This is a genomic window from Bradyrhizobium sp. SZCCHNR1053 (assembly GCF_032381235.1).
Taxonomy (GTDB): domain Bacteria; phylum Pseudomonadota; class Alphaproteobacteria; order Rhizobiales; family Xanthobacteraceae; genus Bradyrhizobium.
Map to the genome: position 1 here is coordinate 57,857 of NZ_JAUHJM010000003.1, position 23,313 is coordinate 81,169.

The 23,313-nt window shown below is 64.9% G+C and carries 14 protein-coding genes; 4 read left to right on the forward strand and 10 right to left on the reverse strand.

The window, feature by feature from the left end; all coding sequences use genetic code 11:
* Nucleotides 1-38: 38 nt before the first annotated feature.
* The gene (locus tag QX051_RS09450) at nucleotides 39-920 is read right to left on the reverse strand and encodes a Ku protein (protein WP_315775907.1); all 882 of its coding nucleotides are present in this window, start codon (nucleotides 918-920) and stop codon (nucleotides 39-41) included.
* Nucleotides 921-1,560: 640 nt separating this feature from the next.
* On the opposite strand from QX051_RS09450, the gene ligD reads away from it, so the two are divergent.
* Nucleotides 1,561-4,251, forward strand: a complete 2,691-nt coding sequence (ligD, locus tag QX051_RS09455) for a DNA ligase D (protein ID WP_315775908.1) — start codon at nucleotides 1,561-1,563, stop codon at nucleotides 4,249-4,251.
* Between the two features lie 94 nt (nucleotides 4,252-4,345).
* Here ligD and QX051_RS09460 read toward each other — a convergent pair whose 3' ends face one another.
* Nucleotides 4,346-4,510: a DUF3309 family protein gene (locus QX051_RS09460; RefSeq protein WP_006614022.1), complete on the reverse strand. Its 165-nt coding sequence runs from the start codon at nucleotides 4,508-4,510 to the stop codon at nucleotides 4,346-4,348.
* Between the two features lie 170 nt (nucleotides 4,511-4,680).
* On the opposite strand from QX051_RS09460, the gene QX051_RS09465 reads away from it, so the two are divergent.
* A complete protein-coding gene (locus tag QX051_RS09465; protein ID WP_315738666.1) occupies nucleotides 4,681-4,992 on the forward strand; it encodes a polyhydroxyalkanoic acid system family protein in 312 nt (103 codons plus the stop codon).
* Here QX051_RS09465 and treY read toward each other — a convergent pair whose 3' ends face one another.
* Genes treY through treS form a run of 5 tightly spaced genes read right to left on the reverse strand, consistent with a single transcriptional unit; the run spans nucleotide 4,993 to nucleotide 17,079 of the window.
* A complete protein-coding gene (treY, locus tag QX051_RS09470) occupies nucleotides 4,993-7,794 on the reverse strand; it encodes a malto-oligosyltrehalose synthase (protein ID WP_315775909.1) in 2,802 nt (933 codons plus the stop codon). It lies immediately after the preceding gene.
* A 1-nt stretch (nucleotide 7,795) separates the two neighbouring features.
* Complete coding sequence (treZ, locus tag QX051_RS09475) at nucleotides 7,796-9,562, reverse strand: malto-oligosyltrehalose trehalohydrolase (RefSeq protein WP_315775910.1); 1,767 nt, start codon at nucleotides 9,560-9,562, stop codon at nucleotides 7,796-7,798.
* Entirely contained in the window at nucleotides 9,559-11,634 is a 2,076-nt protein-coding gene (gene glgX / locus QX051_RS09480) for a glycogen debranching protein GlgX (RefSeq protein ID WP_315775911.1), read from the reverse strand. The genes treZ and glgX overlap by 4 nt, the downstream gene beginning before the upstream one ends.
* Before the next feature lie 4 nt (nucleotides 11,635-11,638).
* On the reverse strand, nucleotides 11,639-13,777 hold the full coding sequence (glgB, locus tag QX051_RS09485) for a 1,4-alpha-glucan branching protein GlgB (protein ID WP_315775912.1): 2,139 nt from the start codon (nucleotides 13,775-13,777) through the stop codon (nucleotides 11,639-11,641).
* Nucleotides 13,774-17,079, reverse strand: coding sequence for a maltose alpha-D-glucosyltransferase (gene treS / locus QX051_RS09490; protein WP_315771977.1), 3,306 nt, complete (start codon nucleotides 17,077-17,079; stop codon nucleotides 13,774-13,776). The genes glgB and treS overlap by 4 nt, the downstream gene beginning before the upstream one ends.
* A gap of 352 nt (nucleotides 17,080-17,431) precedes the next feature.
* Between treS and malQ the strand changes: the two genes are divergently transcribed.
* Together malQ and QX051_RS09500 are read left to right on the forward strand one after the other, a co-directional pair.
* Entirely contained in the window at nucleotides 17,432-19,384 is a 1,953-nt protein-coding gene (gene malQ / locus QX051_RS09495) for a 4-alpha-glucanotransferase (protein WP_315775913.1), read from the forward strand.
* A 40-nt stretch (nucleotides 19,385-19,424) separates the two neighbouring features.
* Nucleotides 19,425-21,236, forward strand: coding sequence for a glycoside hydrolase family 15 protein (locus tag QX051_RS09500; RefSeq protein ID WP_315775914.1), 1,812 nt, complete (start codon nucleotides 19,425-19,427; stop codon nucleotides 21,234-21,236).
* Nucleotides 21,237-21,247: 11 nt separating this feature from the next.
* On the opposite strand, the gene QX051_RS09505 is transcribed toward QX051_RS09500, so the two are convergent.
* Genes QX051_RS09505 through pgl form a run of 3 tightly spaced genes read right to left on the reverse strand, consistent with a single transcriptional unit; the run spans nucleotide 21,248 to nucleotide 23,307 of the window.
* Nucleotides 21,248-22,072 (reverse strand): HAD family hydrolase, encoded by an 825-nt coding sequence (locus tag QX051_RS09505; RefSeq protein ID WP_315738656.1) that lies wholly within the window; start codon nucleotides 22,070-22,072, stop codon nucleotides 21,248-21,250.
* 19 nt (nucleotides 22,073-22,091) lie between these two features.
* Nucleotides 22,092-22,622 (reverse strand): gluconokinase, encoded by a 531-nt coding sequence (locus tag QX051_RS09510; RefSeq protein ID WP_315775915.1) that lies wholly within the window; start codon nucleotides 22,620-22,622, stop codon nucleotides 22,092-22,094.
* On the reverse strand, nucleotides 22,609-23,307 hold the full coding sequence (gene pgl, locus QX051_RS09515) for a 6-phosphogluconolactonase (RefSeq protein ID WP_315776247.1): 699 nt from the start codon (nucleotides 23,305-23,307) through the stop codon (nucleotides 22,609-22,611). The genes QX051_RS09510 and pgl overlap by 14 nt, the downstream gene beginning before the upstream one ends.
* Nucleotides 23,308-23,313 lie beyond the last annotated feature (6 nt).

Sequence of the window (23,313 nt, forward strand, 5' to 3'; positions counted from 1 at the left end):
GATTGCGCCGCCTTGCGCTCATCCGGGCTACGGCGTACTCAGCCCGCCTTCCTCTGCCGCGCCGCCGACCGATGCGCCTTCTTCGCCGTGCGTCGATGCGTGCTCGTCCGCCGTGGCGCCGCACGCGCCGTCTTTTTTCCGCTCTTGCCGTTCAGGCTCTGCTTCAGCGCATCCATCAGGCTGACGACGTTGTCGGGCCGTTCCTCCGGCTCCGGTAGCTTGATCGGCTTGCCCGACGCCTTGCGTTTTACCAGCGCCTTCAGCGCGGTCTCGTATTGGTCCTTGAAGTCCGAGGGATCGAAATGCGCCGCCTTGGTCTGCAGGATGTGGCCGGCGAGCTCGACCATGTCCTTGGTGATCTTCGGCGCCTTGATGTCGTCGAAGAACTCGCCTTCGTCGCGCAGCTCATAGGGAAAACGGAGGGTGGTGCCGAGCATGCCCTTGCCCATCGGCTCGATGGCGATGATATGCTCGCGGTTGGTCAGCACGATGCGCGCCAGCGCGACGCGGTCCTGATCCTTCATCGCATCGCGGATCACCGCGAAGGCGTCGATTGCCGCCTTGCCGTCGGGGGCGATGTAATAGGGATGGTTGAGATAGCGCTGGTCGATCTCGTCGCGCGGCACGAAGCTGTCGATGTCGATCGTATGGTTGCTCTCGATCTGGACCGCCTCCAGCTCCTCGGGCTCGATCTCGACGTACTGTCCCTTGGACAGCTCGTAGCCGCGGCCCTTCTGGTCGCCTTCGACGATGTCGCCGGTCTCGGAGTCGACCATCTGCTGCTTGAGCCGGTTGCCGGTCTCGCGGTTGATCAGATGGAAGCGCGTCTTCTCCACCGAGGTCGACGCCGGATAGAGGACGACGGGGCAACTGACGAGCGAGAGTTTGAGCGAGCCTTTCCAATAGGCGCGGGGGGCCATCGTGGTCTCCTTGGACAATCCGGACGAGGCTGCAACGGGCAAGCGTCGGTGTGGGTTCCATGGGCCCGGCGAAGGTCGCTTCGGGAAAAAATAATTCGCTTGACGACTTCGTAAAATCAGCATTATGGTTCGACCCGTTCCGTTGCGTCGGAGGGGACGTATCGCGGTCGTCACGGACGTCGGCAGCGGAATGCGATGGGTGTGTCGGATTGCAGCGTGATTCAGTCGCGCCGACGAACAATCCGGCATGCACGGTCAAGTCGCGCGGTCCTGATACCCCGATGCTGGTATCCAGCGCGATGCGCGCAAGCGCATTGTCGCGACACGGTGGCCAACAAGTCCGGCGCGCCGAGGAGAACGCGAAGCAGCCGTTAAAGCCGTCGCGCAGGGAGGGCCGGGATGTCTCGGCTGCACCTGTGGTACCTGCCGCCTGCATTTTTTTCGCAGGCGGGCCATGGGGGCGGCGAGCTCCCGGCCTTCCCTGCGCCCTCTCGATTGGCAGAGGGCGGACGCCAGCGCAGCCTGGGCTCCCTGAGCCGCGGGAACGCGGAACTTTGCCCGATGTTATCATCATGTTGATGCGGCCGGTTCCACGAGTTCACCGGCTTTGCTACGCTACCACTCAACGCGAGGGATCACCGTGGCGCTCAGGAAGCTCTCCACCTATCGCAAAAAGCGCGATTTTGACAAGACGGCGGAGCCGTCCGGCGACGCCAAGGTTGCGCGTGCGCCGCGGCCGCGTTTCGTCATCCAGAAGCACGACGCGACGCGGCTGCACTACGATCTCAGGCTCGAATTTGGCGGCGTCTTCAAGTCGTGGGCGGTGACCAAGGGCCCGTCGCTCGATCCGCATGACAAGCGGCTCGCGGTCGAGGTCGAGGACCACCCGCTCGACTACGGCGATTTCGAGGGCACGATCCCGGAAGGCGAGTATGGCAGCGGCACCGTCATGCTGTGGGACCGTGGCTATTGGGAGAGCGAGGATCCCGAGAGCGGCTTCAAGAAGGGTGATCTGAAGTTCACGCTGGATGGCGAGAAGCTGCATGGCAGTTGGGTGCTGGTGCGCATGCGCCACGATCGCACCGGCGGCAAGCGCACCAATTGGCTCCTGATCAAGCATCGCGACGAATTTGCCAAGGAGGGCGAGGCCAACGACATTCTCGACGCCGACAAATCAGTGGCGTCGGGGCGCACGATGGAGCAGATCGCGGCCGGCAAAGGCAAAGCGCCGAAGCCGTTCATGCTCGCCAAGACACAGCGCATGAATGCCGATGCGGTGTGGCATTCGAACCGCAGCGACGGCAAGGCCACTTCGACGAAGACGGCGCCGTCGGCAAAGACGACGAAAGCGAGCCTGAAGTTGAAGACAGTGGCGCCGCGCATGGTGTCATCGTTGCCGGACTTCGTCGCCCCTGAGCTTTGTACCTCGGTCGCGAAGCCGCCGAGCGGTGAGGGGTGGGGGCATGAGATCAAGTTCGACGGCTACCGCGTGCAGATCAGGGTCGAAGACGGCAAGGCAACCCTGAAGACGCGAAAGGGCCTGGACTGGACGGCCAAGTTCAGTGCGATCGCGCAGGAGGCCGCGAAGCTGCCGGATGCGATCATCGACGGCGAGATCGTCGCGCTCGACAAGGACGGCAATCCGAATTTCTCGGCGCTGCAGGCGGCGATCTCAGCGGGCGAAACCGACGAGCTGATCTTCTTTGCCTTCGACCTGATGTTCGCCGAAGAGTTCGACCTTCGCCGCCAGCCTTTGCGCGAGCGCAAGGCGCGGCTCGCGAAGCTGTTGAAGGCGAACATCAAAGGCAAGGCGCCGCGCATCCGCTATGTCGAGCACTTCGAGAGCGACGGCGAGGCGGTGCTGGAGTCCGCACGCAAGCTGTCGCTGGAGGGCATCGTCTCCAAGAAGCTGGACTCGGCCTATCATTCGGGACGGACGGAGAGCTGGACCAAAGCCAAGACCAGGCCCGGCCACGAGGTCGTCATCGGTGGCTGGAAGACCACCAACGGCAAATTCCGATCGTTGATGGTCGGCGTCAACAAGGACGATCATCTCGCTTATGTCGGGATCGTCGGCACCGGCTTCGGCCAGGACACGGTGAAGGAGATCATGCCGGCGCTGAAGGCGGCTGCCTCCGACAAGAGCCCGTTCAGCGGCAAGAACGCGCCGCGCAAGACGCGCGAGGTGCATTGGCTCAAGCCCGAGCTGGTCGCCGAGATCGAGTTTGCAGGCTTCACCGGCGACGGCAATGTCAGGCAGGCCTCGTTCAAGGCACTGCGCGAGGACAAGCCGGCGCGCGAGGTCGTTGCCGAGGAGCCGGTGGTGACGACGAAGGTTGCGAAGCCGGTGGCGCGCGCCGCGGCGAGCGTCGCGACCGTCGGCACCACGGTCCACAAGACGCCGTCTCGGACGAAGGGCTCGGCCACCGTGATGGGCGTTGCGATCTCCAAGCCCGACAAGGCGCTGTGGCCGGACGCCGGCGACGGCGAGCCCGTCACCAAGCTCGATCTCGCGAACTATCTGGAAGCCGTCGGCGACTGGATGATCGGTCATCTGAAGGGCCGGCCATGCTCGATCGTGCGTGCGCCTGACGGCATCGGTGGCGAAAAATTCTTCCAGCGGCACGGCATGCAGGGCATGTCGGACCTGCTCGAGCTGGTCAAGGTCTCGGGCGATCGCAAGCCGTATCTGCAGATCGATCGCGTCGAGGGATTGATCGCGGTGGCTCAGGTCGCCGCCGTCGAGCTGCATCCATGGAATTGCGCGCCGGACGCCTATGACGTTCCGGGCCGGCTGGTGTTCGATCTCGATCCGGCGCCGAACGTCGCGTTCGAGGAGGTGATCGCGGCAGCCAAGGACATGCGCCAGCGCTTGAAGAGCCTCGGACTCGAGAGCTTCTGCAAGACCACGGGCGGCAAGGGTCTGCATGTGGTGACGCCGTTGCTGCACGGCGCGCGCGACAAGGTGAGCTGGCCCGAGGCGAAGGCGTTTGCCCAGGGCGTGTGCCAATGGATGGCGAACGACAGCCCGGAGCAATATCTGCTCAACATGTCGAAGAAGCTGCGCAGGGGAAAGATCTTCCTCGACTATCTGCGCAACGACCGGATGTCGACGGCCGTCGCCGTGCTGTCGCCGCGCGCCCGCGAAGGCGCCACCGTGTCGATGCCGCTGACGTGGGCGCAGGTGAAGAACGGGCTCGAACCCAAGCGGTACACGGTCCGAACCGTGCCGGCGCTGTTGCCCAAGACCAAGGCGTGGGAGGGCTATGACGACGCGGCCGGAGCGATCAAGTCGGCGATGAGGAAGCTCGCGAACGAAGTGGAAGCGTAACGGATGCGATGCGGGGCGCAATCAAGCCCAGGCCGACGTGGCGCGGCCACGTCAGCCCGAGCTGATCAGTTGGATGGCTATGAGATCGATCGGATCAGATGCGTCCGAGCAGGACGAGAATCAGCACGATGACGATGATCAGGCCAAGGCCGCCGCCGCCGTAGTAGCCGGTGCCGTAGAACGGACCGCCGCCGATGCCGGAAAAGCCGCCGAGCAGGGCGATGATGAGAATGATGAGGATGATAGTTCCGATGGACATGTGCTTCCCTCCAGTGCCCGGCAGCGGGGCGACAACGTGCTCTGCCTTCGCCGAGGAAACTGGTTGGAACTTCGAAAGTTCCGCATGGGAACAAGTAAAATGCAGGGTGTGTCTTTGCGGTCGCATCCACCGATGACTACATGAAGGCGGTTGTTAGTCAGGAGATCGCGATGTCAAGTCCGCTTGTCGTTTCCATTCCGCATCGCCTCGGCAAGGACGAGGCTGTGCGCCGGCTCCAGGCCGGTCTCAGCCGCGCCGCGACCAGCGTTCCGGTCCTGAAGGTCGACGAAGAGCGCTGGGAGGGCGACAAGATGATCTTTCGCGTTCGCGCGCTCGGTCAGGCGGCGTCGGGCCATGTCGACGTCGCCGACGATCACGTGCGTGTCGAGGTCGTGCTGCCCTGGCTGCTGCAGCGCTTTGCCGAGGCGGCGCAGGCCGCGATCCGTAACCGCGGCCAGTTGCTGCTGACGAAGAAGAGCTGATCAGGTCGGCGCCGCCGCTGTCTGGCGTCGACCAGCCGGGTGGGCTGCCGCATCAGTCCGCGCCGGGATCACTGCTGCAGGCACGTGCTTGAAGATGGAGGACACCGCGACCATGCCGTTCTGCATGTCCGCAGATGTGTAACCGCGGGCATGAACCTCGGCTTCGAAATCATCCGCGTGGGGCCACACCCGGCCAGCGTCGGTAAACGGCGCAAAGTTGCGCGCAGTGACGACGATGACGGCGTCGCGCCCGCGCCGCCGTGCGAAGGCAATGATGTGATCGGCATGACGTCCGCTCACCTCGAGCGGCTCATAGGCGCCGTCCGTGAAGACCGAGGACATCTCGTTACGCAGCCGGAGCAGCCGCCGCGTCCAGGCCAGCTTGATGCGGCCATCCGGCCAATGGTCCGCGAGGTGCGCCCAGTCGGGACTCTCGCACGCACGCAGCGCCTGTTCGCGTGCGGCGAAATCGACCGGGCGGCGATTGTCGGGATCGACCATCGAGAGGTCCCAGAATTCGGTGCCCTGGTAGAAGTCGGGCACTCCCGGCATGGTCGCCTTGAGCGTCAGCTGCGTCAGGGAGTTCAGCGCGCCGAGCAGCGCCAGCCGCTTGGCAAGCGTCTCCAGCGACTGCAGGAACTCGGGCGAACGGTCGCGGTCCAGGATGCGGTCGATGAAGGCGCGCAGGCCGTTCTCATAGGCCTCGTTCGGATTGAGCCAGCTGGTCTCCTCCTTGCCCTCGCGCGCGGCCTTCAGCGCATAGGCCTGCAGCCGATCGGGCAGGGTGTCATCGGTGCCGCTTGCCGGCCAGATGCCGACCAGCGTCTGGTACAGCATGTATTCGAACGCCGCCGAGGGCGCGCGCATCTTGCCATCCGTGATGACGTGCGGCGCGTTCAAGGTCTTCCAGCGCGCGACCGACGACGTCCAGTCATTGGGCAGCTCGGTGATGGCGGCCAGCCGCGTGCGCGCATCCTCGCCGCGCTTGGTGTCGTGCGTGGCGGTGGCGGTCATGCCGTGCGGCCAATGCCTGGCGCGGTCCTGCATCAGCTTGTGGAAGTCGGCGATGGCCAGAGCATGCGCCGCCGGATCGCCGCCGACCTCGTTGAGCGCGAGCAGCCGGTGGAAGCGGTAGAAGGCGGTGTCCTCCAGCGACTTCGCCATCATGGGCCCGGTGAGCTGCTGCACCTTGAGGGCGAAGCGGCGCACGCGCGGGACGCTGTGGTTGGTGCTGCGGTCGCGCTTGATGAGATCCATGGTCAGCGCGTCGCGCAGGAACTCGAAGATCGAGCCGTCGGAGGCGAACCATTCGGCGCGGGCGCCGGCGATGGCGTGGTCGATCAGCTTGCGGTCGGTCTCGGTCGGACCGGCTGTGGTGAGATAAGTGCGATAGACCGGGAAGTGAAGAACATACAGTTCGAGCGCCTGGCGCAGGATGTCTTCCGAATAGTCGCGCGTGGAGTAGTGGCCGTTGGCGATGCGCGCCAGCAGGCGCGTCAGCACGGTGAACTCGCTGGTCAGCAGCGTCTCCAGCACGCGGCGCTTGGCTTCCTTTATCACCGGCGCCAGCTTGGGCGGCTTGTTGCTGATCTGGCGCCAGATCTCGTCGAGCGGCTCCAGGCCGTTGCCGTCGATCAAAAGCTGGATGACCACGTTCATCCATTCGTAGCCGGTGGTGCCGTGCACGCCTGCGAAGCGCGGCAGCTTCTCCTGCTCGCAGAGGATCTTCTCGATCACGACGTAGAACGGCCCCGCGGCCGGCCCGCGGGCGTCGCGGATCAGCCGGCGCAGGCGCTGAAAATATTGTGCGGGATCGCGCAGGCCATCGATATGGTCGAGCCGCAATCCCTGCAACTGGCCGCCGGAGATCAGCGTCTTGACCAGCCGGTGGATCGCTTCGAACGTGCCGGCATCCTCGACGCGCAGGCCCGCCAGCGTGTTGACGTCGAAGAAGCGGCGGTAGTTGATGTCGCTGGAGGCGAGCCGCCAGTGGCCGAGCTTGTAGTGCTGCCTCTCCAGCAGATGATGCAGGGCGAGCGTCTGTGCCGGACGCTCGGGCCCGGCCTTGTAGGCCGCGATCCCGCGGGCAATGACGTCGGCGGCGCCCGGAATGGCCTTGAGGGCCGCCTTGAATGCCGGCGCTTCCTTGCGGTTCGGATGGCGCAGGCCTTGATAGCGCGAGGCGAGCTCCAGGATCGCCCTGCCGGTCTCACTGCTTTCTGCGCCTGCCTCCTTGACGATGATGCGCAGCACTTCGCCGTAGCGCTCGGGCGCGATCGGCAGCCGATGCTCGAAGTACCAGCAGGAGAACGAGCCTTCCCCCGGATCATAGCGCAGCTCGATGTCGCCATGTTCGAGTGCATGACCGTAGGAGGTGCCGACGATCGGCAGCAGCACGCCGCCGCGTGCGCGATACGGCAACTGGTCCCAATCGATGTCGAACGAGGCGGCGTGCGGCGACGCCTGGCCCCATTCGAGGACGTCGAGCCACCATGGATTGTCGTCGAAATGCACGCCGACATGGTTCGGCACGAAGTCGAGGATGAGGCCGAGATCGTGCTGTTTGAGCGCTGCGCTCAGTTTGGCAAAGCCGTCCTCGCCGCCGAGCTCGGGATTGAGCTTGGAATGATCGGTGATGTCGTAGCCATGCGTCGAGCCCTTCCGCGCCGTCATGAACGGCGAGGCGTAGACGTGGCTGATGCCGAGCGCCTTCAGATACGGCACGACGCGCGCGGCCGCTTCGAAGTTGAAATCACCCGTGAGCTGCAGGCGATAGGTCGCGAGGGGGACGGCCGGAGGCATGCTATCCTCCGATGCTCCAGAACACGGACCACGGCGGCAGGCGGTCTCCAGGCGTGCCGCCCCAGATCGGAGTGCCCGGGACGCCGTTCGGCGAAGCCGCGAGCTCCTTGTCCGAGACGTTGGCAAGCAGAGTCAGCCTGCTGCCATCGCCCATCTCCCAATGCGCGGTCAGGCGACCGTCATCGGTCACATCAGCGTCGCCGAATTTTGCGCCCGGAAGCCGCGGCGCAACCTCCTTGTGACGCACGGCGAGGAGCGCGCGCACCAGCGCCAGACGCTCGCGCCCCGGCGATGAATTACGGGAGTCCCAGTCGATGATCGCGGACTTGAAGGTTTCGATGTCGAGCGGATCGGGGACCTCGTCGCCATGTTTGGCGTATGCCCACTCATACTCCTTGCGGCGTCCCTTACGCACGGCATGCGCAAGGTCGCCCTGGAAGTCGCAGAAGAATGGGAACGGCTGCTTCGAGCCCCATTCCTCGCCCATGAACAGCATCGGCACGGTCGGCGCCAGCAGCGTCACCGCGAGCGCCGCCGCGATCCCTTGCGGCGGCGCCAGCGCCTCGAGCCGGTCGCCGAACACGCGATTGCCGATCTGGTCATGGTTCTGCAGGAAGTTGACGAACGCTCCGGGGGCCAGATGACCGCTCGGCTCACCCCGCGGATCGCCGCCCCAGAATGCCGCCGGTTCGCCCTGATAGACGAAGCCGGAGGCGAGCGCGCGAGCGAGATCGCGGCGCGGCGCCTGCTGGTAGTCGCCGTAATAGCCGCCGCTCTCGCCCGTCAGCATGACGTGCCACGCATGATGATAATCGTCGTTCCACTGCGCGCGGAATTTGCCGCGCGGCGGCTCCTCCGCGGAATCCAGCATGCTGGCGCGGTTGTCGCCGTTTTCGAGCACCAGATGGATGTGCCGCCCGGTTGCTTCGACAAGCTTGCCAACCGCCGCGCTCAGATCGTGCAGCATCGGGATCTCACCCTCGTTGGATAGGATGTGATTGACCGCATCGAAGCGCAGGCCGTCGAAGCGATAATTCGTCAGCCAATGCAGCGCGTTCTCGATCGCGAAGGCGCACACTTCCGCGCGCCGGTAGTCGATCGCGCTGCCCCATGGCGTATGCGCATCGGTGAAGAATGTCGGTGCATACAGGCCGATGTAGTTTCCCTCCGGGCCGAAGTGATTGTAGACGACGTCGAGAAACACCATCACCCCACGCAAATGGGCCTCGTCGATCAACGCCCGCAGGTCGTTGGGCCGGCCGTAGACGCTGTCGGGTGCGTAGAGCAGCACGCCGTCATAGCCCCAATTGCGCCGGCCGGCGAAATCCGCCAGTGGCATCAGCTCGAGTGCCGTGATGCCGGTCTCGACGAGGTGATCGAGCTTGTCGATCATCGCGCGGTAGGTGCCTTCCGACGTGAAGGTGCCGACATGACTTTCCAGGAACACGGCATCCTGCCACGGGCGGCCGCGCCAGTTTTCCGAGCGCCAGGTGTAGGCGCGGTGATCGATGACTTCGCTCGGACCGGAGACGTCCTCTGGCTGGAAATCCGATCCGGGATCCGGAACGTCGAGCTCGTCGTCGATGCGGAACTTATACTGCGTGCCGGCGCCGACGCCGGCGACCTCAAGCGCATACCAGCCGCCGTCGAGGCGCTGCATCTCGTGCTTGCCGTCGAGCACCAGATCGACGCGCTTGGCGGCGGGAGCCCACAATCGGAACGTCGTGCCTTTCCCGGTGATGTGAGGTCCGAACTGACGGGGGCTCATGGCAGGCCCGCATACGCCAGCACGGAGCGGGGCGGAGCCTTGAGGTCGGCCCCGGCGGTGAAATCGACCTGCTTCTGCTGGGCTTCGGTGGTGTCGAGGACCTGCTGCCACGTCTTGTATTCGGCGAGCTCGGGCAATTTGAATCCAATCTCTTCGGGCGCTGCATTCAGAACGATAAAGATCGGAGCCTGCTCCTGTTCCAACGGGGCGAGCACGTAGGCGAGAAATCGTCCGTCGGGAAAGGTCCAGTCGGTTTGCGTCATCTCCTCCGCCGAAGGCGTCAGCCACAGCACGCCGAAGCTGCCGTCCGAGCGGCGGCCGTCCAGCCAGCGGCGCGCGCGAATCTGGCCGAAGCGACGGCGCAGCTCGGTCATGTGCGCGATGAAGTCGATGAGGTCGTCGCCCTCGCGGCCCATGCCGCTCCAGTCCACCCATCCGACCTCGTTGTCCTGGCAATAGGCGTTGTTGTTGCCGTGCTGCGAGTTGCCAACCTCGTCGCCTGCGAGCAGGATCGGCAGACCCTGCGCGAGGAACAGACAGGCGAGCTGGTTCTTGCGCAACTGTCGGCGCATCGCATTGATCGCGACGTCGTCGGTCGGGCCTTCATGGCCGCAATTGTTGCTGTGATTGTCGTTGGAGCCGTCGCGATTGTCCTCGCCGTTCGCCTCGTTGTGCTTGCTGTTGTAGCTGAACAGGTCCGCCAGCGTGAAGCCGTCATGGACGGTGACGTGATTGACGCTGGCGCGTTGGCTACGGCCGTCGTGATTGAAGATGTCGGACGAGCCGGTCATGCGGCTGGAGACCTCGCCGATCAAGCTGCCTTCGCCACTCCAGTAGCGGCGCATGGCGCTGCGATAGCGGTCGTTCCACTCCGACCATTGCGACGGGAAGGCACCGACCTGGTAGCCGCCGAGGCCGACGTCCCACGGCTCTGCCACGAGCTTCACACCGGCGAGCACGGGGTCCTGGCGGATCGCAGTGAGAAACCCGCTGCGCCGGTCGAAGCCGTGCTTCTCGCGCGCCAACGTTGTCGCGAGATCGAAGCGGAAGCCGTCGACGTGACAGACCTCGACCCAGTAACGCAGCGAGTCCATCACCATCTGCAGCACGCGCGGATGGGTGAGATTCACCGACGAGCCGCAACCAGTGAAGTCGTCGTAGAAGCGCGGATTGTCGGGCTGGAGCCAGTAGTAGGAGGCGTTGTCGATGCCACGATAGCACAGGGTCGGCCCGAGATGGTTGCCCTCGGCGGTGTGGTTGTAGACCACGTCCAGCATCACCTCGATGCCGGCATCGTGCAGCCGCGCCACCGTCGTTCGGAAGGCATCGAGCGGATTGTCCTGCGCGTAGCGCAGCTCCGGCGCGAAGAAGGAAATGGTGTTGTAGCCCCAGTAGTTGACGAGCTTCTTCTCGACCAGCATGCGGTCGTCGATGAAGGCGTGGATCGGAAGCAGCTCGATCGTCGTGACGCCGAGCCGCTTCAGATGCTTGATCATCGCGGGCGAGGAGAGTCCGCCATAGGTGCCGCGCAGATTGGGCGGCACGTCGTCGCGCTTGGTGGTCAGGCCCTTGACGTGGGCCTCGTAGATGATCGTGTCCTCCCACGGGATCTGCGGCCGCATCTCGCGCCGGCCCCAGTTGAAGGTCTCGTCGATGACGACCGCCTTGGGCATGCCGCGGGCATTGTCGCGCCGGTCGAACGAGAGATCCTCGCGCGGCGAGCCGGCGCGGTAGGCGAAATGGGCATCGCTCCAGACCAGCCGGCCGGCGAGCCGCTTGGCATAGGGGTCGAGCAGCAGCTTGTTGGCATTGAAGCGGTGGCCGCGCTCCGGCTCGTAGGGCCCGTAGACGCGGTAGCCATAGAGCTGCCCCGGCGAGACGTCGTTGAGATAGCCGTGCCAGACATCTTCCGTCCGCTCCGGCAATTCGATCCGCTCGATCTCTCGCCGGCCCTGGCTGTCGAACAGGCAGAGCTCGACCTTCTCGGCATTGGCGGAGAACAAGGCAAAATTGGTCCCCCGTCCGTCCCAGGTTGCTCCGAGACGGGCGTGGCTTCCTGCGGCCAGACGCATTGCGTCAGGCTTCCGGGACGAGAAATACCGCTGCCATGGGCGGGAGGATGAGGTTGAGCTGGTGTTCTTCAGAGGCATGGACCTGGCCGACATTGCCGACATTGCTGCCGCCATAATGCAGGGAGTCGGAATTGAAAGCTTCCCTCCATTTGCCGCCGAACGGCACGCGGACCCGGTAATTGTAATACACGTTGGGCGAAAAGTTCACGACCACGACGCAGCGCGCGCGCTCATCGAAGCCCTTTCGCACCCAGGCGAACACGTTGCGGTCCGCGTCATCGGCGATCAGCCACTCGAATCCGTCCGGCTCGCAGTCCCGCTCATGCAGTGCCGGCACGTTGCGGTAGAGATGGTTGAGGTCTCGGATCAGGGCCTGGATGCCGGCATATTTGGCATCGCCGAGCAGATGCCAGTCGAGCGAGGTGTCGTGATTCCACTCGCGCTCCTGGGCGAGCTCGCAGCCCATGAACAGGAGCTTCTTGCCGGGATGCCCGAACATGAAGCTGTAATAGGCGCGCAGATTCGCAAAGCGCTGCCAGTCGTCGCCGGGCATCCGGCCGAGAATGGAGCGCTTGCCGTGCACGACCTCGTCATGCGACAGCGGCAGGATGAAGTTTTCCGAAAAGGCGTAGTGCAGGCCGAACAGGATCTCGCCGTGATGATATTTGCGGTGAATCGGATCCTTGCTGATGTAGCGCAAGGTATCATGCATCCAGCCCATGTTCCACTTGTAGCCGAAGCCGAGCCCACCCATGTCGACTGGGCGCGACACCTGCGGCCACGCCGTGGATTCCTCGGCAGCCGTGGTCGCCTGCGGGAAATGACCGAACACGTCGATATTGGTCCGACGCAGAAACTCGATCGCCTCGAGATTCTCGCGCCCGCCATATTTGTTCGGGATCCAGCCGCCGGAGGGACGGCTGTAGTCGAGATAGAGCATCGAGGCGACGGCATCGACGCGCAGGCCGTCGATGCCGTAGCGCTCCAGCCAGAACAGCGCGTTCGAGCGCAGGAAGTTGGCGACTTCGGTGCGGCCGTAATTGTAGATCAGCGTGCCCCAATCGAGATGCCGGCCCTGCATCGGGTTGGCGTGCTCGTAAAGCGCTGTCCCGTCAAAATGGCCGAGGCCGTGCGGATCATCCGGGAAATGGCCCGGCACCCAGTCGAGCCACACCGCAAGGCCTTCGCGGTGGCAGGCATCGACCAGCGCACAGAAATCCTCAGGACTGCCAAAGCGGCTGGTCGGCGCGAACAGGCCGGTCGGCTGATAGCCCCAGGAGCCGTCGAACGGATGCTCGCTGACGGGCAGGAATTCGATGTGCGTGAAGCCCATGTCGCGTGCATAGGCCGGCAACTGCTCGGCGAGCTCGCGATAGGTCAGCCACTGGTTGTTGTCCTTGCGCCGCCAGGAGCCGAGATGCACCTCGTAGATCGAGACCGGTCGATTCAGTTTGTTGATGTCATGTGGCGCCGGCCGCGGCCGCGGCAGGCTGGTCTCGTCGACCACGATCGATGCGGTCTTGGGACGCATCTCGGCCGCGAAGGCCATCGGGTCCGATTTCAGCGGCAGGTGCTCGCCCTGCGGGCCGATGATGTCGAACTTGTAGTGGTCGCCGGCCCTGGCACGGGGAATGAACAGCTCCCAATAGCCGTTGCCGCGGACGCGCATCGGGTGGCGCCGCGCATTCCAGAAGTTGAAATCGCCGACCACGCTGACGCGACGTGCATTGGGCGCGAGTACGACGAATCCGACGCCATCGACGCCGTCGAGCACCATCGGATGCGCGCCAAGCTTGTCGTAAAGCCGCTCATGGTTGCCTTCGCCGAGCAGATGCAGGTCGAAATCACTCAGGATCGGCAGGAAACGATAGGGATCCTCGAGGTCGGTGACGTGGTCGCCGAATGTCGCCCGAAGCCGATAGCGCTGCAGCGACGGCATGGTCCCGGTGAACAGGCCGGCATCATGGATGCGCGTCAGCGGCGAGACTTCGCCGTGCTCGCCGACCACCTCGACCCGCGAGGCCTCGGGCAGGAAGGCACGCACGACGGTCCGCCCGTCGACATTGTGCTGACCGAGATAGCGAAACGGGTCGGCATGCCGACCTTCGATGATCGCAAACGCCTCGGGAGAAAGATGGGTCATGAGGACTCGCTGGCTGATGCTGGCTCGGACAGGACGCGAAGCAGGTTGCCCAATGCGACGCGCAACCAGTCCGGCCGGTGAGCCAGATCATATTCGAGCGCTCCGAGGGCTTTTTCCAGCATGAAAAAGTTAAGGAGCGCCTCCGCGGTGTGCGGATCGTCCGGCCAGAGGCGCTGGTTGGCCTTGATCTCCCGATAGCCCGTCAAAAAGGCCGTAACAGCCTGGTCGCGCCATTCCGACAGCGCGGCGGGGATCCGGCCGTGATCGTCCGGGCCTGCCCTCAGAGCACGCTCGAGCGCGACGCGGACCGAGCAATCGATCGAGCGCAGGAAGCCCGCGATGTCGCGGGCCGGCGGCGCCTTGCGCAGGCGCTCGGCGAGTGGCTGCTCCTCGTCGCCGTCGAAATCGATGATGAAGATATCATCCTTGACGATGAGGATCTGGCCGAGATGGAAATCGCCATGCAGCCGGATGTCGCAGCCACCGACATGGTGCGGGATCAGGCTGCTGAGGCGCTCCGACAACTCGCCGCGCCTGGCGAGCACCTGGTCGACCAGCCCTCGTTCCGGATCCTTGAGGTGATCGCGGCGCTCGCTCAGGTCCGTCAGGACCCGTCCGGCCTGGGCGCGCAGCCGGTCGATCCAGTGATCGAGATGATCTGCGGTCGTGGGTTCGGGCGCGAAATCGGCGACGTCGCTGCGCGAGGCGAGCGCCGCATGCAGTTCGCCGACGCGACGGCCTGCCTGCGCCATGTAGCGCAGATAGGGCGACAGCTCCTCGCTCTGCCGCACGTCGCCGCTCGCGGCGAACACGCGCTGGTCGTCGACGTAGCGATCGAGATAGGCGGCGCTGACGGTCCAGCCGTCGCCCTGGTTCTCGATGAAACCATGGACGCAGCCGACGGTCTGCCGCTCGCCCTCCTGGATCACCTCGATGCTGCCGAGCAGCGGCGGGACATTGGCGAAGCCCACCGCCTCCGTGAGGAATCGGCCGATCTCGATCTCCGGATGCGGGCCGGCCTCCAGCTCGCGGCGGATCTTGATGAAGAACTCGTTGTTGACGACCGCCTTGCTGCTGCAGCGGTCGGTTTCGACCACGCGCACCTGCTCGGATTCGCGGATTGGCTTGTCCGGAAACCGCGACGTCGGCCGGAATTCGAGGCGCACTCCGTTTTCCTCGACCGTCAGCGATTGCTTCAGATTGTGCAGGAGCAGCGCAAGAAAGATCGGGCTGGTCGCTGCATCGAGCAGTGTTCCCTCGCGGGCGCCCTGGCGCACGGCGGCAAAGGCTTGCGGATTGTAGCGATCGCGATCGAAGCGGACCCATTCGATCTGCATCGGCAGCAGATAGCGCAGCTTGTCGTCGCGCTCAGCGGCCTTGAAGAAGATCAGCCAGGGCCGGTTGTCGCCGATGTCGCAGAACGGGATCGCCGAGGTCAGCGTCGGATGGATCGCGTCCGCCGAGCGCTCGGGGTACCATCGCGCGCGCGCCAGATGACCGGGCAGAACGTCGCGTTCGAACACGCTGCGAGTGCGAGCCAGCGATACCCAGGTCGAGCCGAGCGGCACGACCAGCGTCTCGAACTCCGGCACCGCGCGCTGGATGATGGGCTCCGACTTCTCGCGCTCCTTGAGCTGGAACCAGTAGAATCCGTAGGGCGCGAGCGTGATCATGTAAGGCAGCTCGCCGATCGCGGGAAAGCGCGAGCGGCCGAGCATCTCGATCGGGACGCGATCCTTGAACGGCGAGAGATCGAGCTCGGTCGCCTGCGCCGAGCGCGACAGGTTGGCGACGCAGAGGATGACCTCGTCCTTGTACTGGCGGACATAGGCCAGCACCGACCGGTTGGCCGGGCGGATGAAGGTCATGGTGCCCCTGCCGAAGGCCAGCGTCGACTTGCGCACCGAGATCAGCTTCTTGGTGGCGTTCAACAGCGACGACAAGCTGCGCGATTGCGCCTCGACATTGACCGCCTCGTAGCCGTACACCGGGTCCATGATCATCGGCGCGTAGAGCCGCGCCGGGTCGGCGCGCGAGAAGCCGCCATTGCGGTCGGGAGTCCACTGCATAGGCGTGCGCACGCCGTTGCGGTCGCCGAGATAGATGTTGTCGCCCATGCCGATCTCGTCGCCGTAGTAGATGATCGGCGTGCCCGGAAACGACATCAGCAGCGAGTTCATCAGCTCGATCTTGCGCCGGTCGTTGTCCATCAGCGGCGCGAGGCGGCGGCGGATGCCGACATTGATGCGTGCGCGCGGATCGTTGGCGTAGGTCGACCACAGATAGTCGCGCTCGACGTCGGTCACCATCTCCAACGTCAGCTCGTCATGGTTGCGCAGGAACAGCGCCCATTGGCAGGTCGCGGGGATGTCGGGCGTCTGGCGAAGGATGTCGGTGATCGGGAAGCGGTCCTCCTGGGCGATCGCCATGTAGATGCGCGGCATCAGCGGGAAGTGATAGGCCATATGGCATTCGTCGCCCTGGCCGAAGTATTCCTGAACGTCCTCCGGCCACTGATTGGCTTCCGCCAGCAGCAGCTTGTCCTTGGCGTAATTGTCGAGCTCGACACGCAGGCGCTTGATGATCGCATGCGTCTCGGGGAGGTTTTCGTTGTTGGTGCCGTCGCGCTCGCAGAGGTAGGGGATGGCGTCAAGCCGGAAGCCGTCGACGCCGGCATCGAGCCAGCGTTTCATCACCTGGATGATCGCGTTGACCACGCGCGGATTGTCGAAATTGAGGTCCGGCTGGTGCGAGAAGAAGCGGTGCCAGTAGAACTGGCCGGCCTCCGGATCCCAGGTCCAGTTGGACTTCTCGGTATCGGTGAAGATGATTCGGGTGCCGAGATATTTCTGGTCGGTGTCGCTCCAGACGTACCAGTTGCGGGCGCTGGAGCCGGGCGGGCTGCGCCGGGCGCGCTTGAACCAGTGATGCTGGTCGGAGGTGTGATTGACCACGAGCTCGGTGATCACCCGCAGGCCGCGCCGCTTGGCCTCCTGGATGAAGCGCTTGAACTCCTTCATCGTCCCGAAATCGGGATTGATGCTGCCGTAATCGGCGATGTCGTAGCCGTCGTCGCGGCCGGGCGAGGGGTAGAACGGCAGCAGCCACAGCGTGGTGACGCCGAGGTCCTGCAGATAATCCAGCTTGTCGGTCAGGCCGGCGAAGTCGCCGACGCCGTCATTGTTGCTGTCGGCGAACGCCTTGACGTGCAGCTGGTAGATGATCGCGTCCTTGTACCAGAGACCGTCGCCGTCGGTCTCGGTCTGCAGACTCGGCGAATCCAGGGATGACATCAGGTTCACGAGGCCCTCACCTAGGAGAGAGGATGATGATGCAGCTGCGATCGGAGGCGTCTCGAAAGATGTCTCGGTCTCGGCAGATGCGGCTCTCCTCAAAAGAGGGCAGAATAGGGGAGAAAGCGTCCTTGGGGGTGACGCTCTCGAACGTGTGCGCAAATTTGTTCACGGTGATGCCATTGACAAGAAAACGGCGTCCCGGTTCGCTAGAAGCCGAGACGACCCCCTTACAAAGCTGCAAGGCTCGTTTTGTTCCCCCGGGAACGACGGCCATGCCGCGGCGTTAGGGGCTTATCTTCTTGCCGTCCCACAACAATTTACGACGTACGTCTCCCGTTACGTCCAGATCGCGTGCCGAATGGATCTCTACAGCGAAGCCCATAGTCTCGGAATCCTGACAGAATTCTACGATGGTCAGGGGCAGCGTCGTGTCACCGACGAAGCGGCGCTCAAGATCATCGTTGAGGCTTTTCCCAGGCCCACGCCTCATCGGCTGCTGAGCGGCGCGGTCGTGATTCGGTCCGGGCAGCCGGCGCGCAGCCGCCTCAACGAGGCGGCCAAGCTGCCAGTCAGGTGGACCATCAGGCGTGGCGACGCTGAGAAAGTCTCCGGGCAGGCCGCTGAGGCCCTGGTCGAGTGGCCGGGTGATCTGCCGGTCGGCAGCTATCGCCTCGAGCTGGTGGATGCGTCGTCGTACCGCGAGGAGCTGCCGCTGCTGGTCGCGCCGGCGAAGGCCTTCGGCGGTGATTTCGATCGCGTCTGGCTGCTGGCGGTCCAGCTCTACGGCATTCGATCCAGTCGCAACTGGGGCACGGGCGATTTCACCGATCTTGCCGATCTCATCACGCTTTGCGCCAAGCTCGGCGCCGATGGCGTCGGCCTCAATCCGCTGCACGCGCTGTTCGACGATCGGCCGGGCGATTTCAGCCCCTATGCACCGAATAGCCGGCTGTTCCTGAATGCGCTCTATGTCGATGTGGAGCAGGCGCCCGGCTTCGCGAACGGGCCGGACAGCAAGGTGCTCGAGCCGCTGCGGCAGGCCGAGCTGGTGGACTACAAGGGAGTGGCGGCGTTGAAATGGCCGGCCTTGCGCGCGGCCTTCGACGCCTTCATGGCTGCGCCCGGCGCCGCCGCGGCGGCGGAGTTCAAGGCCTACCGCGCCGAGCGCGGCGATCTGCTGGCGCGCTTCACCTGCTTCGAGGTGTTGCGGCATCGCTTCCAGAAGCCGTGGTGGGACTGGCCCGAGGAGTGGCGGCAGCCCGATGCGGGGCGCTGCGCGGCGCTGCTCAGCGGCCCCGATCGGAGGGAGGCCGATTTCGTCGCCTATGTGCAGTGGCTCGCCGAACGACAATTGAGCCATTGCAGGGATCTCGCGCAGCGGCTGGGAATGAAGGTCGGTCTGTATCTCGACGTTGCGGTCGGCGTTCAATCCGACGGTTTCGATGCCTGGAACGAGCAGGGCGCCATTTCGCGCACGCTGTCGGTCGGGGCGCCGCCCGATCCCTTGAACACGGTCGGGCAGAACTGGGGGCTCGCCGGCTTCAACGCGCCTGGACTGGCGCTGAAGAATTTCGAGCCGTTCCGGGAAATGGTCCGGGCGTCGATGCGGCATGCCGGCGCGATCCGGCTCGACCATGTGCTCGGTTTGAAGCGGCTCTATCTGGTGCCGCACGGATTTCCGGCCAAGCAGGGCGCTTACGTGCAGATGCCGTTCGAGGCGCTGCTCGCCGCAACCGTCATCGAGAGCGTCGCCAACGAATGCATCGTCATCGGCGAGGATCTCGGCACCGTGCCGGAGGGCTTTCGCGAGCAGATGGCCGATTGGGGACTGTGGTCCTACAAGGTGATGATCTTCGAACGCGACGACAACGGGCGCTTCCGCGATGTCGACTTCTATCCGCCGAATGCGCTGGTGACGCTGAATACCCACGATCTCTCGACCTACGCCGGCTGGCGCTCGTTCGGCGATCTCAAGACCAAACGCGGGCTGGGCATCGATCCCGGTGAAAGCGACCAGGATCGCTGGGATGCGTTGGGGCTCTGGGACGAGGTGCTCCGCCAAAACGGCATTCGAGCCAACGACGTCCACTCAGCGATCGCCTTCCTGTCGCGGACGCGGTCCCGGCTGCTGGTGATTTCCCTGGAGGATCTGCTGGAAGTGGTCGATCAGCCCAATATTCCCGGCACGATCGACGAGCATCCGAACTGGCGCCGCAAGATGCCGATCAAGCTCGAGGACATCGCCGGTGCGACCAGCGTCGCGGCGTTGAAGGCGGCGACCGCCGAACGGATCAGCCCGGCCGGCGTTTAGAACGGGGGGATTGCGGGGGGCAGTTGCACGCGGATGCCAAATGTCCTGCAGGATCGAAGACTACGCGCTGATTGGTGATTGTGAGACGGCTGCCCTGGTGAGCCGGAACGGGTCGATCGACTGGCTGTGTTGGCCGGCGTTCGATTCGGATGCCTGTTTCGCAGCCTTGCTGGGAGATCGCAGCCATGGCCGCTGGCTGATCGAGCCGCGCGGCGACGTCCGATCGACGTCTCGCCGTTATCGCGGCGACAGCCTCATCCTCGAGACGCGATACGAAACTGCGACCGGCACCGTCGAGGTGATCGATTTCATGCCGCCACGGGGCAGCGCCTCCGATGTCGTTCGGCTGGTCCGCGGCGTCTCCGGCCGGGTCGCCATGCGGATGGAGCTGATCATCCGATTCGGCTTCGGCATCGAGATTCCCTGGGTGAAGCGCTCGGAGGATCGCTCCGCGCTGCTCGCCATCTGCGGCCAGGACATGGCGGTGTTGCACACGCCGGTCGCCACCCGCGGCGAGGACATGACCACGGTGGCGGAGTTCGAGGTCGCTGCCGGCAACACCGTGCCCTTCGTGCTCACCTACGGTCCGTCGCATCTGCCGGTGCCCAAGGCGATCGATCCGGATCAGGCGCTTGACGACACCGAAACGTTCTGGGCCGACTGGTCGCGGCGCTGCACCCATCAGGACGAGCATCGTGCGCTTGTGATGCGCTCGCTGATCACCTTGAAGGCGCTTACCTACGCGCCGACCGGCGGCATCGTCGCGGCGCCGACCACCTCGCTGCCGGAGAAGCTCGGCGGCCGGCGCAACTGGGACTACCGGTTCTGCTGGCTGCGTGACGCGACATTCACGCTGCTGGCGCTGATGAACTCGGGCTACACGGAGGAAGCGCTGGCCTGGCACAACTGGCTGCTGCGCGCCGCGGCCGGCGCTCCCGCCTATATGCAGATCATGTATGGCATCATGGGCCAGCGGCGGCTGATGGAGTGGGAGGCCGAGTGGCTGCCGGGCTACGAGGGTGCCCAGCCGGTGCGGATCGGCAATGCCGCGCATGCGCAGCTCCAGCTCGATGTCTACGGCGAACTGATGGATGCCTTCCACCAAGCCCGCATGACCAAGCTCAAGCTGGACGACGGCACCTGGGACCTGGAATGCGCGGTGCTCGACCATCTCACCGACGTCTGGGACCAGCCCGACCACGGCATATGGGAACGCCGCGGCGATGGCCGTCACTACGTGTTTTCCAAGGTGATGACCTGGGTCGCGTTCGATCGCGCGATCAAGAGCGCGGAGAAGTTCGGGTTCAAGGCGCCGCTGGAGCGCTGGCGGCGGCTGCGCGAGGCCATTCATCGCGACGTCTGCGACAAGGGCTACGACGAAGGCCTCGGCAGCTTCGTCGAGTCCTATGGCTCGCGGCTGCTCGATGCCAGCCTGCTGCTGTTGCCGGCGGTCGGCTTCCTGCCGTGCTCCGATTCGCGCATTCGCGGCACGGTCGAGGCGATCGAGCAGCATCTGCTGCGGGATGGCTTCGTGCTCCGGCACGATCCGCGCGACGTCTCTCCGGACGAGCAGCAGCCGATCGAAGGCGCGTTCCTGGCCTGCACGCTGTGGCTGGCCGACGCGCATGTTCTGGCGGGCGCCACCGAAAAAGCCGAGACGCTGTTCCGCCGCGTTGTGAACATCGCCAACGACGTCGGACTGCTGGCCGAGGAGTACGACACCGAGGCACGGCGGCAGACCGGCAACTTTCCCCAGGCGCTGACCCATATCGCGCTCATCAACACGGCGCAGAATCTGAGCAGTGCCAAGAAGGCCAGCGACAAACCCGCAAGGCAGCGGTCGGAAGCCTGAGCTGCCGTGTGTCAGCTTGCGGATGAGCCTTGCGCGTTCTCTGCCAGGATCATCTCCATCGCATTGGCAAAGCCTTCGTCCTGATTGGACGTGGTGATGCGCTTGGCTTTGCTCTTCACCTCGTCACTGGCGTTGCCCATGGCGATCGACAAGCCGCTCACCTCGAACATCGCGACGTCATTATGCATGTCGCCGATGGTCGCGACCTGGTCGAGCGGGATACCGAGCCGCTGGGCCATCGCTTTGACGAAGGTGCCCTTGTTGCGGCCTGGCGGCGTGATGTCGAGATAGTAGCTCTGCGAGCGGACAGCGGTCGCTTCCGCCCCCAATGCCTGCTGCATCTGGCTCTCGCAGCGCGCCAGCAGCTCGAAATCGCTGCTGGCGCCGACGATCTTGCAGGCGTTCGACAGATAGGGGGAGAAATCGTCGACGATCGTCGGCTCCGCGCGAATGGCGCGCCGCTCGTTCGGGACGTACTCGCCGTCCGGATTGCGCGTCAGCCAGGCATCATTGGTGAAGACCCAGATGTCGACGCCGGATTGATGGAGAAGATCGACGCAGCGCGCGGCGGCCGCGGGCGGGATCAGGCTCTGCTCGAGCGGGCGCATGTCGGCGCCGATGATCGAGCTGCCGTTGAACGGGCCGACCGGAAGGCTGATCTGCAGCGGCTCGATCAGAAAGCGCATGCCGATCGCCGGGCGGCTCGAGGTGAGCGTGAAGGCGACGCCGCATTCATGCAGCCGTCGCGCCACCTTCGCAGCCCGCTCGGTCAGAACCTTGTCCTTGGTCAGCAGCGTGCCGTCGACGTCGGATACGACGAGAGCGATGCGGGTCATGAGCCCTTCCTGTTCGCGGTCAGGAGCAGCGCCGACCGGCGTGAAGCTGTTGCATGATGTCGTCCACGATCGCCGCGACCGGCGCGTCGACCGAGACGGTGATGGGATGCTCGGCGGCCCCAGGTGGTTCCAGGGTGGCGAACTGGCTGGCGAGCAGGCCCGGCGGCATGAAGTGCCCCTCGCGATGGCTCATCCGCTCGCCGATCAGCTCCTGACTGCCTTGGAGATAGACCATGCGGACATCGTTGCGGCCGCCGACGAGGATGTCGCGATAGGCCTTCTTGAGCGCAGAGCAGGCGATGATGATGTGCTGGCCCGCAGTACGGCAACGCGCGATCTCCGCCGCAATGGCCTGCAGCCAGGGCCAGCGATCCTCGTCCGTGAGCGGGTGGCCGGCGCTCATCTTGGCGACGTTCGGGGGCGGGTGAAAGCTGTCGCCATCCTCGAAGCGCCAGCCGAGGCGCTGGCCCAATGCTTGCCCGATCGTGCTCTTGCCGGAGCCGGACACGCCCATGATGACGAGCGCATGGGGCAGGTCAGATCTCGCCACTTCGCCCCTCCGGCCAGGCCTCGCTGTCGATGAGCAGGATCGTCTGCTGAATCGAGCGGGCGCGATTGGCGGGCAGGTCCTCACCGGCCAGCACGTGCGCCATGATCGCGCGCTTGTCGGCACCGGCGACCTCGAACAGCATGGTTCGGCAGGAGGCGAGCGCAGGCAACGTCAGGCTGATCCGCGGCACGAAGGGTGCGACGTGAGCCTTGTCGACGCCGACAACCCAGCGATCGGTGACGTCGATTGCGGGAAAGCCGGGGAATAGCGACGCGACATGGCCATCGGGACCGATGCCGAGCAGCACGAGGTCGAACAGCGGCCGCCCGGAGTCGAGCCGCGCGGCGCCGTAGAACGCTTCCAGCGTGCGCTGATAGTCGCGGGCAATGGCCTCCGGGTCCGACCCATCGGTCGCGATCGGGTGGATGTTCGCGGCCGGCGCGCAGGCATCGAGGAACACGTGACGTGCCGTGGTCATGTTGTGCAGGGAATCGCCGGGCGGAACATATCGCTCGTCACCTATGAACCAGTGGACGCGCGGCCATGGAATCCGTTCACGATAAGCGTCCGTCGCCAGCAGCTCATAGAGCTGCCTCGGGCTCGATCCCCCGGTGAGACAGATGGCCACGCGTCCCGGATTGGTATCAGTCCGAGCCAGGAGATGTTCGGCCGCGACCCTCGCCATCGTCGC

What these genes read in the sequence shown, in the direction of transcription:
- QX051_RS09450 (WP_315775907.1), bottom strand. Translation starts at nt 920, where the DNA reads ATGGCCCCCCGCGCCTATTGGAAAGGCTCGCTCAAACTCTCGCTCGTC.
- QX051_RS09460 (WP_006614022.1), bottom strand. Translation starts at nt 4,510, where the DNA reads ATGTCCATCGGAACTATCATCCTCATCATTCTCATCATCGCCCTGCTC.
- QX051_RS09465 (WP_315738666.1), top strand. Translation starts at nt 4,681, where the DNA reads ATGTCAAGTCCGCTTGTCGTTTCCATTCCGCATCGCCTCGGCAAGGAC.
- treY (WP_315775909.1), bottom strand. Translation starts at nt 7,794, where the DNA reads ATGCCTCCGGCCGTCCCCCTCGCGACCTATCGCCTGCAGCTCACGGGT.
- treZ (WP_315775910.1), bottom strand. Translation starts at nt 9,562, where the DNA reads ATGAGCCCCCGTCAGTTCGGACCTCACATCACCGGGAAAGGCACGACG.
- glgX (WP_315775911.1), bottom strand. Translation starts at nt 11,634, where the DNA reads ATGCGTCTGGCCGCAGGAAGCCACGCCCGTCTCGGAGCAACCTGGGAC.
- glgB (WP_315775912.1), bottom strand. Translation starts at nt 13,777, where the DNA reads ATGACCCATCTTTCTCCCGAGGCGTTTGCGATCATCGAAGGTCGGCAT.
- malQ (WP_315775913.1), top strand. Translation starts at nt 17,432, where the DNA reads ATGGATCTCTACAGCGAAGCCCATAGTCTCGGAATCCTGACAGAATTC.
- QX051_RS09500 (WP_315775914.1), top strand. Translation starts at nt 19,425, where the DNA reads ATGTCCTGCAGGATCGAAGACTACGCGCTGATTGGTGATTGTGAGACG.
- QX051_RS09505 (WP_315738656.1), bottom strand. Translation starts at nt 22,072, where the DNA reads ATGACCCGCATCGCTCTCGTCGTATCCGACGTCGACGGCACGCTGCTG.
- pgl (WP_315776247.1), bottom strand. Translation starts at nt 23,307, where the DNA reads ATGGCGAGGGTCGCGGCCGAACATCTCCTGGCTCGGACTGATACCAAT.